Origin of the sequence: Paramagnetospirillum caucaseum (assembly GCF_000342045.1) — a bacterium.
Lineage (GTDB): Bacteria > Pseudomonadota > Alphaproteobacteria > Rhodospirillales > Magnetospirillaceae > Phaeospirillum > Phaeospirillum caucaseum.
Genome location: NZ_AONQ01000101.1, coordinates 1 through 12382, shown reverse-complemented (window position 1 = coordinate 12382; position 12382 = coordinate 1). Strand labels below are relative to the sequence as shown.

Genomic DNA, 12382 nt, shown 5'->3' with positions numbered 1-12382 from the left:
GATCCAATCCATGACGATAATGTCAGCACCGCCTTCACGCAGGACCTGCATAGCCTCGTTACCGTCCTCCGCCTCAACGACCTCCGTCACGCCGAACTGATGCAAGACGACCTTGACCAGCGTCCGCATCTGCGGCGCATCCTCGACGACAACTGCTCGCTTGCAACGGTGATGCATGGTCAAATTCCAGGCTGTGATTGCAGAGCGTGCCATCACGCAACAAGTATAACAAGAACGGCAAATGGCATATATATCTGGCAATACCAAGCGGAAGGTGAGCGCCGATCTTCACGGCATCTGCAGCAACACCAGCCTGGGCTGAATTAACCGAAATCGTACGCCCCGCCCATTAGCCGCTCCGGCGGCTCAGCCCCGCCCGCAGCAGCTTCGCCTCCATGGTCCCGACATCGAAAGCCCCCCCATCTCGAGGCACCATGTCCTCCAGCAGAATCGGGCAGGATCGGGGCAGTTCAATGGCGGTCGGCCGAATCTGCCCGGCCGCCTCGCGGACCTGCAGCCAGATATCTTCCATATCCAGATGACGCCGAAAGCCCGGCCGCCAGACGAGGGCCAGCTGGGATTGGGTGAAATCCAGGCGCTGCAATTGGCCGCGATCATCGTAGGCCGCAAGCTTCACCAGGGCCAGCAAGGCGCGAAAGATCCACCCGGCCGCCTGATCCACCTTCAAAGTCGCCCCGTCTTCGATCTCTTGAGCCAGCGCCTGGGGGTCGAGCCCCGCCGGACAGGTGGCGACGGGCAGGCGCCGCAGCAGCGCCGCCTGATCGCGGCACCATCCCACCCAATCGGCATCACGGTCCGTGGTTGTCATTTGATCACGCCTTGCCGCAGGAATCCCGCACCCGACCGAACAACCATCTATTTACCCTGCGCGGCGCCCTTCTGTCACCGCCCATGGAGATCGCCTTCCCCCAGGCAACCATGAAATGGAGAAAACTCTCCGCGAATCTGATAAGACGTAATTCAAGAGCTCAAGTGATGGGATGGACGCGGCAAGTGACCAGGAAATGCGGAAAGCCGATTTGCGACAATGCGGCCTCCTGTGCCGCGGACACCGAGCAGGCGCCCCCCCCTTCCGCCGCCAGGCGCGCCAAGGCCAGGACGCCGAAGCCCCGGCGAAGCGATCTTCGGGATGCCGATCCGACGGACGCCGTGCCCGCCCCGCCGCCCCCCGCTCCGGCCGTCGAAGCCGCGCCGGCCGTGGCGACGGGTCAGTCCGTCAAAACCGGGCTGGGCGAGGTCCATTGGCAAAAGCGGGAGGAAGCGGGCATCTTGGATGGCCGCGAAAGCCTGTTCATCAAGATCTGGAACGCCATTTCCTCGTTCCGGACGCCCAAGGCGCCGGTCCGTCCGAAGACGCCGAAGAAACGGCCCGAAGCGGAGCTTGACCCTTATGCCGATTTATTCGGCTAGATGTGAAGTCTCAGGAGGTTGCCCACTCGATCTGAACCATCCGGCTCCGGCCGTCACTCTGATGGAGATCGCCGAGGGCGACAGCTTTCATGATCCACTCCCCTTGAGGGCGTGTCATTAAACACTGATGGCGGAGTGATCACGTGACCGATTGAAACCAGGATTATGGGATCAGCCGAACCCGGGGGCGACCGCGGCCCCCTCTATGCGGTAGCCAACGGGCTCAACACGCGCCTCGTCCGCCGGTATCAATTGCTTGACTGCTCTTGGAGATCGAGCACAATTCCTACAGGAGAGCGGTTTCACCAATTCGCCCCCCCCCCCGCGAGGCCGGCCGGGCCGCCTTCGACAACCACCCGGTCGGCCATCTGCATTTTGGGAGAACGGTATGCGTCACTTTGGCCTATCTGCCGCCGCCAGTTCGTCACCGCTCCAGGCTCCGGTTTACATGGCTGGGTTTGACTGCCGCTTTCGCCGGTGCCGTAATCGTCTGGGGCCGGCAGGGGGCCATCATTCGCGTCACCCGCCGCACCTTGCTCTACACCGAAACCGCCATGTCCAAGACACATCTCTTGATACCGGCAAAAACAGCATCGACAACAACCGCGACATGACCCGCTCCCACAGCTTCGTCCTCGACATCACACTCAACAACGATATCTCCAAAGTGGCGCAAACTCCTTCAAAGTCACTCTCAGTCTTGATCACATCCTGGCACGCGAGGCGATCTAATCAGCACCAAACAACCCTGGAGGACATTTGGCGTGTCGAATGACGGATTTTCGATCTCCGAAATCATAGAAATTTCCGAAAAAGCAGTTAGTGCGGGTGATTTCGTGCGTGCAATTAGACTGTACAGCGCGTGGATCGACATGAATCAATCTGATGATATGTTGTTTCTGGCGCATTTTTATCTTGGCGTTGCATATCGCAAGAATTATCAATTTGAACTTGCCGCCAGTTCGTTCAAAAACTCTTTGGACTTAAACAAAGAATTTATGAATTCTTACATTCTGATGCAATACTGTCAAATAATGGCAACCACCAACGACACACCCACTGGCGGGGCGAGCCAATTTCCCGCATGCTCTCAAGATAAATTGTTTAAAGATATTGCTAAGTTACGGCGCAAATAAAATCAGAAGCGATAAAGCTCTGGCAGCCCCCGGCACATCGCAAGTCCTGTTAAGGGCTTGCACGCCCCCCCCCCCCAGCCGCGATAAGACGAAGCCGTTTCCTCCCTTCCCGATGACGTCGAATCCCTGCGCCATATCATCGCCGGGCTGACCGGAAAGTTGGCGGCGGCGGCGGTCAGCACCTCTTCATCATCCCGCCCCTGTGGCTCACGTCGCTGTGTCGAGCGTGGCTGTCCCAGCACCAGGCAAGTCCGGCGCTCCTCTTTCTGTGCATTCGAGGCATTGGCGGTCATGGCTGTCCTGGTTTATCACTTCTTCATCAAGGCGGTGGGGATCTTGTTGTTTGCTGTGGAAATAGGATGGTTCGTGTTTCTGCCGTTCTGGAACGAGGCCAAGGAGTGGTGGAAACGTCGCGAAACCATCGGACGGTCACGGCGGTCCTTGCTGCCGGTGGGGTTCTTTGTTGCCACGCTTGTCCTGGCCCTGGTCCCGTGGCGCGCCCATGTCAGCGCGCCTGCCGTCATGAAAGCGGAACGCCATCTGGAGCTTTATGCCGCCAGCCCGGCCCGGATTGAACGCATCTTGATGGTGGAGGGAAGGCAGGTCGCCGAGGGTGAGTCCTTGGCGCTGCTATCCTCCCCCGATCTTGAGTATCGCCTGGCCCAGGTGGAGCGGCGAATCCTGGTCCTGGAATACGAACTGGCGTCGTTCTCATTCGATGCATCTTTCCGCGAGCGGTCCCAGGCCCTGCGCGAGGAATTGGAAACCGCCATCGCCGAGCGGGTCTCATTGCAGCGGGAGTTGGCCCGGCTTTCCGTCACAGCCCCCATGGCGGGCAGGGTCGTGGATATGATTCCCGATCTTCAGATCGGGCAGTGGATTTCTCCCAGGGAGCGCCTTGCCCAACTGGCAGGGACCGGAGCCTTGGCGGTCGAAGCCTTCGTGGCCGAAAGCGATGTGGGAAGACTTCGCATTGGGAACGAGGGGCGGTTTGTTGCCGATGACCCGGGCCGCCCCGACCTGCCGTGCAGGATTGCTACCATCGACAGCGGGGCCATCCGCAGCCTGACGGAACCGGTGCTTGCCTCGGTGGCTGGCGGCCCGATTCAAGTTCGCGCCAAGGACAAGTCATTGGTTCCCGATCAGGCCCTGTACCAGATTCGCTGTGTCGGCACCATCCCTGCACAGGCCACCCAGTTGCGAGGAATGGCTGTCCTGAAGGCCGAGCCGGAAAGTATAGCGGGTTTCATCCTGCGATCGGCAGCCGCGGCTCTGCTGCGGGAAAGCGGAATGTGATGGAAATACGCGGTCGCCGTAACGGTACGGGAGGCAACGGAGGCTTTCAGCCGTGCCTCTTTGGCGGAACGGTCCCGCAGTGATTGGTAATTCTGCCGCTTATGGCCTTCATGGCCACCCCGGCCGAATAGTAACGCGTTACCGGCGGCTGCAGATGCAAGTAACGTCGTTGCCATTTGCGGGAAGCCCTGGGGGCATTCTTGGCCATGGCGCTACACAGCCCCCCGTTCCTCGGCACCACCGAAGTGGTGCGCCCTCTGCCTGAGCGTCGCGCCTCACATACAAGGCACGACGCTCGAGATTTCAGCCCGATCATGCCTCGTATGGTCAGCTCACTTTTGACGCGATCCTGGCCACGTGCAGAGTTTTTCGGCACATCACCACAGACAGCCTCATGGCGTTCCGTCTTCCATGGCCTGATGGTCGATTGCGCACTTCATTTATTGTGTGGCGGATGGACGCAATCAATGCATCCCGCAATGGCTTCAATGGTTCTCTCGAGAGAACCGCCATCAAAAGCAATTCCGTCAATTTTTCAAGCTTGTCTGGCGCCTCTATATGTGACAAATGCCTAACTGTATCTACAAAGCATTGATCAAGTGCGCTTTTGGTCTGTTCTAAGTTCGAATTCATGGTCCATTTGTTCGCATTGTTTATTTGATGAGGCCGCGTTTGGCGCGTATTTTTGGTTAATCCTTGAAAATCTGTTCCTCATGGATCCGCCGCAATGCCTCCTCAATATGATCGGCAACGGCGGGATTCTCGGCCAATTGCATCAGAGATTTGCCCCCAAACCTCTCCTGCGGCTCCGTCAACCAGATGCAGGCATTATCCTCATCGCCGAACACATGGTTCGCCAAAAGGGTTAAACGGTGGGCTCGGCCGACACTGATCCCGGTCAGCACAGGTTGCGGCGGTTCGGGCGTGACTGTCTCAACGATGCCCTGTGGGTCATCTCCGACGAGAATCTGGCGGATCTTGGCGACGATCTCCGCCAGTTTCGCCTCTCGATCAGGTTCGCTATCCACCGTGATCATCATCGTCCAATAGGCTCCAAGCGCGTCTCAAAACCCTTGTTCGTCCAGACTTTCGCATTATCTACTGGGCCGGCCATCAACTGACAAGGTGCTAAGCGTGGACGAAATTGTTACCGCCAACGAACGGGCGGAATTGATGGCCAATTTAGCCATCCAGGTTGCTCTCAGCCGCCAGCCCAAGGCCCCGACCACCTGCAGGGAAGCCTTCTTACTGGCCAGCATGCTGGCATATCCGGCGTCACCGGATGTCGGTGCGCCCAAATGGGAATTCCGCGTGGTGAGCCTCAACAAGTGGTCGGCCTCATGGGGCCGTTATAAAAGCCAGGTTCCTCACACACCGGATTTGCCGGTCGGTCACATTTCTTGGATCTCCATGCAACCCTTATCCCAGCCTCAGGTCGCGGGCTGGAATTCCTCATGGCGCCGAAGCATCGCCCATATGATCCGGGCGTTCTTGTTGGCGACGGCGACAATTGCCCGGTTCGCCCCGCGACGCTCTCGCAGCGCATTGATCCATTGGCTGAACGGATCACTCCGTCTCGCGGCCACCCGCACCACGGCTCTCGCGCCATGAACGAGCAAGGTTCGCAGGTGCTGATCGCCGCGCTTGCTGATCCCCATCAGAATCTATCGACTGCCACTGGAATGCTGTCGTGGGACAAGCCCCATCCAAGCGGAAAGGTGTCGGCCATTCTTAAACTCCTTGCCATCTCCGACCGCCGCGATCACGGCGGTGGCCGTTTTGGGGCCGACGCCACAGATGCGGGCGATCCGTTGACAAGCCGCATTCGCGCGGAAGATCTCCCCGATGCGACGGTCGAACGCTTTGATCCGCTGGTCGATCTGACCAAGAAACTCGTGGAGTTCCGTGATGGTTTCCCGAGCCATGGTGGTCAAACCGTTGTTCGGATCGGAGATGATCTCGGGGATGGCGCGCCGGACTCGAGTGATCGAAGCACCGATCGCGAAGCCACGGTCCAGCAGGAGGCCGCGCATCTGGCTGACCAAGGCTGTCCGGTGGTTCACCAGACGGCTGCGAGCGCGGTGAAGGGCCTGGATATCTTGCTGCTCCTCGCTCTTGGTCGGCACAAACTTCATGTTGGGCTGCCGCATGGCTGTGCAGATCGCCTCGGCATCGTTCCTGTCGTTCTTCTGATGCTTGACGAACGGCTTGACGTATTGCGGCGCGATGATCCGAACGGTGTGGCCGAGCTTTTCAAACTGGCGCTGCCAGAAGAAGGCCCCGGTACAAGCCTCGATCCCGATGATGCACGGAGCCAACTTGGCTAGTTCCGGCAGCAACTGATCCCGCCGCAGGCGTTTGCCGAGCACTTGACGCCCCACCTCGGCATCCGCCCCGTCCAGTTGGAACACGCTCTTCTCCAGATCGATACCCATGTATGTGATCGTCATGATCTCCTCCAACATCTGATGCGCCCCTTTGCAAGCGTTGCCGCTTGGGGGGAGAGACGTCCATCCCATTAAGTGGAAGGCCAAGTATGGCGGGCTCGACGTGTCGGAAGCCCGGCGGCTGAAAGCGCTTGAGGACGAGAACGCCCAGCTGAAGAAGCTGCTGGCGGAATCCATGCTGAACGAGGCCGCGCTCCGCGATCTGCTGGGAAAAAAATGGTGAGGCCCGCCGCCAAGCGAGAAGCTGTCGCCCATCTGCGAAGCCAATTCGAGATGAGCGAGCGTCGGGCCTGTGCGGTGATCGCGGCGGATCGCACCATGATCCGCTACCGTTCGGTTTGGCCCGACGACAAAGCGCAGCGGATTGCCCAAGGCATCGACGATGGCGTGGATCTTGGTGGTCAGCCCGCCGCGCGAACGCCCGATCGCACGAGCTTCAGGCCCCCTTTTTTGCCCGCCGCATGTTGGTGCGCCCGGACGATGGTCGAGTCGATCATGACGTATTCGAAGTCGGGGTCGTCAGCCATCATGGCGAAAAGCCGATCCCATACACCGTCCTTGGACCAGCGGGAAAAACGGATGAACGCGCTGTTCCAATTGCCGAAAAAATTCGGCAGATCACGCCAAGGCGAACCCGTTCGGGCCAGCCATAGCACAGCTTCCAGGAAAAGGCGGTTATCCGCACCAGTCCTGCCGGGATCGCTGCGCTTGCCCGGCAAATGCGGCGCCATCCGATCCCACTGATGATCCTTTAAGATCAAACGGACCCCGCTCATTCAAGCCTCCTTCTCGAAAAGGAGTTTGAATCAGATTTTGGGGGCCGTGGGAATCCTGAATGTCAACGCCCTCTAGCAGTGCGCAAGCGCCGCACCCGGCGCAAGGCCATCGGCACCCGGGCGCCGATCTTGGTTGAGGCCAAGCCCAATGCCCGCTGGTCGCTGGTCGCTGGTCGCTGGTCGCTGGTCGCTGGTCGCTGGTCACTGGATTTTATCCACGATCAGTTGGAGAATGGACGGCGTTTCCGCGTGCTCAATATCGTCGATGACGTGACGCGGGAATGTTTGGCATCGGTTCCCGACACATCGATCTCCGGCGTGCGGGTAGCCCGCGAACTGGCGGCGCTGATCGCCAGACGGGGAACGCCGGGGATGATCGTCTCCGACAACGGCACCGAACTGACCTCCAATGCCGTGCTGAAATGGACGCAGGACCATTGCATACAATGGCACCACATCGCTCCCGGCAAGCCCATGCAAAACGGCTACAGCGAGAGCTTCAATGGCCGGATGCGCGATGAACTGCTCAACGAGACGGTCTTCACCAGCATGGCACAGGCTCGCGCCGTCATTGTCGCCTGGGTGGCCGACTACAACACCGCCAGGCCGCATTCAGCCCTGGGATACCAAACCCCGGCGGCTCACGCCGCCAAACTCAAGGCAATGGGGTCGGCCTCTCCGCCCCTCCGGGGCTCCAAGCCCGACCCCATTGCTCACCCCGCGCCAGACGGCGTAACGAAACCTGGGCCATGGATTTCGTGCATGACCAGTTGGCCACGGGCCGGAAAATCCGGGTCTTGACGGTGGTGGACACCTTCTCGCGGTACGCCCCGATTCTCGACCCGCGTTTCAGCTACAGGGCCGAGAATGTGGTCCAGACGCTGGAGCAGGTCTGCCGACAGGTTGGCTATCCAAGGACGATCCGGGTCGATCAGGGCTCGGAATTCATCTCGCGGGATCTGGATCTATGGGCCTCCATGACGTAGTTCTGGACTTCTCACGGCCCGGCAAGCCCACCGACAACGCCTTCATCGAGGCATTCAACGGGCGCTTCCGGGCCGAGTGCCTGAACGCCCACTGGTTTCTCAGCCTTGACGACGCCCGGGAAAAATTAGAGGCTTGGCGTACTTACTACAACGAGCAGCGCCCCCATGGCGCCATCGGGTACAAGGTCCCGATTTCGTTGCAAAATCACGATGGCTCATCCAGCCGGCCACCGTGACAGAACGCCGGAAACTCCAGCCTCCGGCGATCCAAAATCCGGGGGCACATCATTTTGGCCGAGACTCTACTTTCAGCCGGATGAAAGTTCCAAGGCAGGTCACGTGCGGCGTATTCCGGGGCGACGAGAGGGTAATCCCTGGGCAAAGCCCACTTGGCCCGGTACTCGTCGGCAGTCAGCCCATGCCCAGTCGTGAGGTGTCGCTTAAGCACCTTTTGCCGATCACCACATTCCAAACAGACAATGTAATCGGGGGTCACCGACCGCTTCACTGAAACGGCAGGTTGCTGCCGTTCAGCCGGTGCTGAAGCAGGGTTGTCCGTAGCGGCTAAAGTCGAATAAACGGACTTGATCAGGGTTGGGATTTCAGTGGCCGCCAAGGTGCTGCTGCTCAGGTAGGCGGCCACAATCTTAGTGGTCAGAGCCTTGATGTCATCGGCCATTGATAGTGTCCTTGAGGCTCTTTCCGGCGGTGAATTTGGCAGACTTGCTGGCCGCGATGGTGAGGGTCTTGCCAGTCTGCGGATTCCTGCCTTCACGTGCAGGACGGGCAGAAACCGAGAAAGACCCGAAGCCAACAAGACGCACGTCATCGCCCGATTTCATGGCGGCGGTGATGGCTTCGAATACAGCGTCGATGGCACTTGCCGCGTCGGCCTTGGTCATGTTGGCACCATCGGCAACGGCGGCGATCAATTCGGACTTGTTCATTTGCCCCTCCCTACGAAAAGTATGGCTATAACGAATGGCACGACGAATAGGTATCGTCAACCAAACGGGTTTACTCATGCGTCGGCAAGGTAAGCAGGAAATTCGAGCCGCCAGAAAGTGATTGCTCGACCCAAATCTCGCCCCCGTGCCGCTCGACAATCTTCTTGCAGACAGAAAGACCTATTCCTGTTCCCTCGTATACCTCTCGGGTATGAAGTCGCTTGAAAAGCAGAAAAATTCGGTCGAAGTATTCTGGTGCGATCCCGATACCATTATCTTGAACAGAGAAGACCGCCTTCCCATCATTGAGGCGAACAGCTACGGCGATGTAGGGCCTTATCCCCTCTGTTCGATATTTGATGGCATTCCCAATTAGATTTTGGAAAAGCCGATCTAACTGGTGACCGTCCCCACCTGGACACCTTGGATGATCATCTCCACACCATCAAAGACGACTTCAACATCAGCCAAGGCACGCAGCTTTCCAGCATTCATCACATGGATGATGCTGATTGTCGTAACCGTGACTGATGCGGTGTCCGTGGTCGGATTTGCGTTCAAGATTTTCACCATATGGACGAGAAGTTCATCCTGTACGTCTTGATGGCACAGGGCGAATGCGATAGCGTTTCATGGTGGCATTCCCCCAATGCGGCCACATCTGGATGGACCATCCCCCGTAACCCAAATCCATCCAGCACGATCCGGCGGTGGAGTTCTCGCCAGTGCGCCACCGCCGATCTGCTTTATGGTTCGTTCCGCATCACAGGAATGGCCACGAAGAACTCCTGATCATTCAAAGTTCCAACGGACACCATCAGCGTCTCATGCTGGTTCACCAACCGGGCATGGGGCACACCATCGACCGCCGTCCAAAGTCGGGATACCTCCCAGACTTTCCGGGTCTGGTCGCTGGCCTTCATGAATCGATCCCCGACTTGGATGGGGGGAGTTTTTCGCCCGAATATCGCCATTGTCGCCTGATCAGCCTACCTGCGTTCAGCCTGCTGTATCGCGGATCACTTGGATTTGTCCAAAGAACTTTCGATCCTCAGATAGCATGTGCTTTGCCACTACGTCATAGGCCAGAAAATTGAACAGGTCGCCCAAGGCCAGTTCGCCGGAAGTGAAATTTGCCACCAATTCCCCGGCACGGTCGATCAGCCCCTTGTGGGTTAGGGCATGTTCATCAGCACCGGAATATCCTATCGAGCGGAAAACTGCTTCTTCATCCCGGAAATGATCCAGAAGGTCCGCAACAAGTGCTTCGATCTGAGGTGCCACCTCATCGGTTGGTCGCTCTCCGATGACTGCTGTCAGCAAATTATTTGCGTGTTCGAATAGATTTCGGTGCTGCGTGTCGAGCAAAGCATGGCCGGACTCGTAGGTGCTCCTCCAGACCAGACGGAGGAAAGCAAGATCAAGAAGTTCAGCTTCGTCAGCCTCATCAGCCCCGCAAGCATCCGTAATAACCCGATTACGCCCACCTTCTTTGGCCGCATACAGGGCTGCATCTGAACGGCATAGCCAAGATTCCCAGGTTTCGTCTTCCCGGCATTCGGCGACGCCAAAACTGGCTGTAACATGCCCGATGCCTTGAAATTCGTAAGCCATGATTGCCTTGCGAATTCGTTCTGCAAGCAGGATTGCGATCATCAGCCCACTGTTCGGGGTGACTATCACGAATTCCTCTCCGCCCCAACGACCGAGTAAATCGGTGGAACGCATACACTTTTGGGCGATGTCGCAAAATGTTTTTAGAACTTCGTCTCCAGCGGCATGGCCGTGGCCGTCATTGACCCGCTTGAAGTGGTCGAGATCGATGAAAATCAGCGAAACAGGGTGTCCATATCGTGTCTTACGGAGCATTTCCTGCTGGGCTGATTCCTCAATCCTACGACGGCTCCATGTGCCCGTCAGATTGTCATGCTGAGCCAATTGCTCCAGTTCTTCTCGGGCGGCAACAAGTTCGGCATTCGATGCGGCGAGTGCCTCAACAGCTTTGGTCAGTTCCAGGTTCAAAATTTCGAGTTCGTGGCTGCGTTCGGCCAGATGCTGTTCCGCGATTTTGCGTTCTGTGATGTCAGAAACGACGCAGACCAGACCCGCACGTCCATCTTTGTAAGCGGGCATGTGACGGGCGGTCAGTTGCCCCCAGAACGCAGTGCCATTTGACCGCCAATAATGGCGTTCCAGGTTGACGTTGGCCCGATCCTGGACCAGATGATCCGCCATGTTCTTTCGGGCTGTTTCCTGCTCTACGGGATCGACCAGATCGACGTATTCCATACCAATCAGCGATTCCGATTGGATCATAAACATTTCCGCCATCCGTTGGTTGGCCGCACCAATCCGGCCACTGGAATCGATGGTGAAAATGGCCACACTGGAATTGTCGAAAATCAGCCGCAGCAGCCCCTCCTTGTCACGAAGGGGTTCCTCGGCTTCACGTCGTTCAGTGATGTCCGTGTACAGCGTGATGAATCCACCGCTCGGCAGTGGCTGGCCTGAAATCTCCAGAATGGTTCCATCAGGCCGAACACGCTCGAACTGGTGTGGCTTCATCGCCATGGCTCTCTGGACAACCTGCCCAGCGAGTTCCTCTGGGTCACCTGGACCGTATTCACCGCGTCGTGCGTTGAACATGGCCAGGGATTTCATGGAGGGCAGGCTGCCTTCAAACAATTGGTCAGGGAAATCCAGCAGCCGTCTGAACAGGCCGTTGCAGGCAATCATTTCCAGATTCTGATCGAACAGCGTTACGCCGCACGGAAGGTGATCGATGATCGACTGGATGATGTGGCGGCATTCTGGAGAACTGGCGAGCATCAGCAAGCCGCCAATGCCATCTCCATCGCCCGGTGCGGTCGTCGGATCATTTATCATTGAAACGTCCGAGCTTGGCTCAATTTAGCAACGCGGATGCCAAGGCCGTGTCCTCCTGGTGCAGTCGGATGATCATGTCAGGGATCAAAACGTCCAGAATGGTGCGGGCTTCGTCCAGGTCGGAATTGTCGCAGATTGCAGACTGAAGCCGTTTGAAAGTTCTCCGGGCTTCATTATGGGTAGCCATATGTCGAGCCCGGTTATGTTGACCTGCGATCCGCTCAAATAGGGCTTCTTCACTGGCAAGGTGCTCAAATGCTGCTTCGAGGAATTCTCCAACCGAAATCTGGGAGGCTTCCAACATCCGAGCTTCAACCGCCAAGGCAACGGCATCAAGCAGATGAAACAGGTGCCGATGAGATGCATCCATCTCAGGAACACCCAAAATCATCGAATCTTGCCACCGAAGACGCATGGCACCCCACCTATGGAAATTCCATTAAAAGTGTGGCGGAATTGTCGCCATTAGGTCAATCC

At 57.8% G+C, this 12382-nt stretch carries 13 protein-coding genes and 5 pseudogenes; 6 read left to right on the top strand and 12 right to left on the bottom strand.

Translation table 11 applies throughout. The annotated features are described in order from the left end of the window. A partial coding sequence (locus H261_RS26805; protein ID WP_407636100.1) for a response regulator occupies window positions 1-177 on the bottom strand: 177 nt, incomplete at its 3' end. Between the two features lie 172 nt (window positions 178-349). After that, window positions 350-829, bottom strand: a complete 480-nt coding sequence (locus tag H261_RS21325) for a hypothetical protein (RefSeq protein WP_008621838.1) — start codon at window positions 827-829, stop codon at window positions 350-352. A gap of 11 nt (window positions 830-840) precedes the next feature. Here H261_RS21325 and H261_RS25125 point away from each other — a divergent pair, with 11 nt between their 5' ends. The 3 genes from H261_RS25125 to H261_RS21315 all read left to right on the top strand — a co-directional run bounded on the left by H261_RS25125 (window position 841) and on the right by H261_RS21315 (window position 3863). Beyond that, the gene (locus tag H261_RS25125) at window positions 841-1431 is read left to right on the top strand and encodes a hypothetical protein (RefSeq protein WP_152427036.1); all 591 of its coding nucleotides are present in this window, start codon (window positions 841-843) and stop codon (window positions 1429-1431) included. A 764-nt stretch (window positions 1432-2195) separates the two neighbouring features. Beyond that, the gene (locus H261_RS24190) at window positions 2196-2567 is read left to right on the top strand and encodes a tetratricopeptide repeat protein (protein ID WP_008621836.1); all 372 of its coding nucleotides are present in this window, start codon (window positions 2196-2198) and stop codon (window positions 2565-2567) included. A 291-nt stretch (window positions 2568-2858) separates the two neighbouring features. Further along, window positions 2859-3863 carry an efflux RND transporter periplasmic adaptor subunit gene (locus H261_RS21315; RefSeq protein ID WP_008621835.1) on the top strand — a complete coding sequence of 335 codons (1005 nt, stop codon included), beginning with the start codon at window positions 2859-2861 and terminating at the stop codon, window positions 3861-3863. Between the two features lie 689 nt (window positions 3864-4552). Here the strand turns inward: H261_RS21315 and H261_RS21310 are convergent. Both H261_RS21310 and H261_RS21305 read right to left on the bottom strand, forming a co-directional pair. After that, window positions 4553-4903, bottom strand: coding sequence for an MbcA/ParS/Xre antitoxin family protein (locus H261_RS21310; protein ID WP_008621834.1), 351 nt, complete (start codon window positions 4901-4903; stop codon window positions 4553-4555). Between the two features lie 390 nt (window positions 4904-5293). Beyond that, window positions 5294-6313 (bottom strand): annotated as a pseudogene (locus H261_RS21305) (IS110 family RNA-guided transposase). 73 nt (window positions 6314-6386) lie between these two features. Here H261_RS21305 and H261_RS21300 point away from each other — a divergent pair. Continuing rightward, a pseudogene (locus H261_RS21300) lies at window positions 6387-6673 on the top strand (transposase); the annotation flags it as partial. Here H261_RS21300 and H261_RS21295 read toward each other — a convergent pair. Further along, window positions 6644-7086: pseudogene (locus tag H261_RS21295) on the bottom strand (IS5 family transposase); the annotation flags it as partial. The pseudogenes H261_RS21300 and H261_RS21295 overlap by 30 nt on opposite strands. Window positions 7087-7158: 72 nt before the next feature. Between H261_RS21295 and H261_RS21290 the strand changes: the two are divergent. Next, window positions 7159-7887: pseudogene (locus H261_RS21290) on the top strand (integrase core domain-containing protein); the annotation flags it as partial. Next, window positions 7821-8308: pseudogene (locus H261_RS21285) on the top strand (integrase core domain-containing protein); the annotation flags it as partial. The pseudogenes H261_RS21290 and H261_RS21285, both read left to right, overlap by 67 nt. Here H261_RS21285 and H261_RS21280 read toward each other — a convergent pair. The 7 genes from H261_RS21280 to H261_RS21255 form a co-directional block, all read right to left on the bottom strand. Further along, window positions 8278-8751 carry a MucR family transcriptional regulator gene (locus tag H261_RS21280; protein WP_008621827.1) on the bottom strand — a complete coding sequence of 158 codons (474 nt, stop codon included), beginning with the start codon at window positions 8749-8751 and terminating at the stop codon, window positions 8278-8280. The pseudogene H261_RS21285 and the gene H261_RS21280 overlap by 31 nt on opposite strands. Continuing rightward, the gene (locus H261_RS21275) at window positions 8741-9019 is read right to left on the bottom strand and encodes an HU family DNA-binding protein (protein ID WP_008621826.1); all 279 of its coding nucleotides are present in this window, start codon (window positions 9017-9019) and stop codon (window positions 8741-8743) included. The genes H261_RS21280 and H261_RS21275 overlap by 11 nt, the downstream gene beginning before the upstream one ends. 70 nt (window positions 9020-9089) lie before the next feature. Next, window positions 9090-9380: a sensor histidine kinase gene (locus tag H261_RS24185; RefSeq protein ID WP_235063008.1), complete on the bottom strand. Its 291-nt coding sequence runs from the start codon at window positions 9378-9380 to the stop codon at window positions 9090-9092. Window positions 9381-9412: 32 nt separating this feature from the next. Next, window positions 9413-9580: a hypothetical protein gene (locus H261_RS25885; protein ID WP_162470165.1), complete on the bottom strand. Its 168-nt coding sequence runs from the start codon at window positions 9578-9580 to the stop codon at window positions 9413-9415. A gap of 185 nt (window positions 9581-9765) precedes the next feature. Beyond that, window positions 9766-9942 carry a hypothetical protein gene (locus H261_RS21265; protein ID WP_008621821.1) on the bottom strand — a complete coding sequence of 59 codons (177 nt, stop codon included), beginning with the start codon at window positions 9940-9942 and terminating at the stop codon, window positions 9766-9768. 76 nt (window positions 9943-10018) lie between these two features. After that, the gene (locus tag H261_RS25575; RefSeq protein WP_052004355.1) at window positions 10019-11905 is read right to left on the bottom strand and encodes a diguanylate cyclase; all 1887 of its coding nucleotides are present in this window, start codon (window positions 11903-11905) and stop codon (window positions 10019-10021) included. Between the two features lie 19 nt (window positions 11906-11924). Continuing rightward, window positions 11925-12320, bottom strand: a complete 396-nt coding sequence (locus H261_RS21255; protein ID WP_008621817.1) for a hemerythrin domain-containing protein — start codon at window positions 12318-12320, stop codon at window positions 11925-11927. Window positions 12321-12382 lie beyond the last annotated feature (62 nt).

Bases quoted from the DNA above. Each gene is read 5' to 3' on its own strand.
- H261_RS21310 (WP_008621834.1), bottom strand. From the start codon at position 4,903: ATGATGATCACGGTGGATAGCGAACCTGATCGAGAGGCGAAACTGGCG.
- H261_RS21265 (WP_008621821.1), bottom strand. From the start codon at position 9,942: ATGAAGGCCAGCGACCAGACCCGGAAAGTCTGGGAGGTATCCCGACTT.
- H261_RS21255 (WP_008621817.1), bottom strand. From the start codon at position 12,320: ATGCGTCTTCGGTGGCAAGATTCGATGATTTTGGGTGTTCCTGAGATG.
- H261_RS21315 (WP_008621835.1), top strand. From the start codon at position 2,859: ATGGCTGTCCTGGTTTATCACTTCTTCATCAAGGCGGTGGGGATCTTG.
- H261_RS21280 (WP_008621827.1), bottom strand. From the start codon at position 8,751: ATGGCCGATGACATCAAGGCTCTGACCACTAAGATTGTGGCCGCCTAC.
- H261_RS21275 (WP_008621826.1), bottom strand. From the start codon at position 9,019: ATGAACAAGTCCGAATTGATCGCCGCCGTTGCCGATGGTGCCAACATG.
- H261_RS21325 (WP_008621838.1), bottom strand. From the start codon at position 829: ATGACAACCACGGACCGTGATGCCGATTGGGTGGGATGGTGCCGCGAT.
- H261_RS25575 (WP_052004355.1), bottom strand. From the start codon at position 11,905: ATGATAAATGATCCGACGACCGCACCGGGCGATGGAGATGGCATTGGC.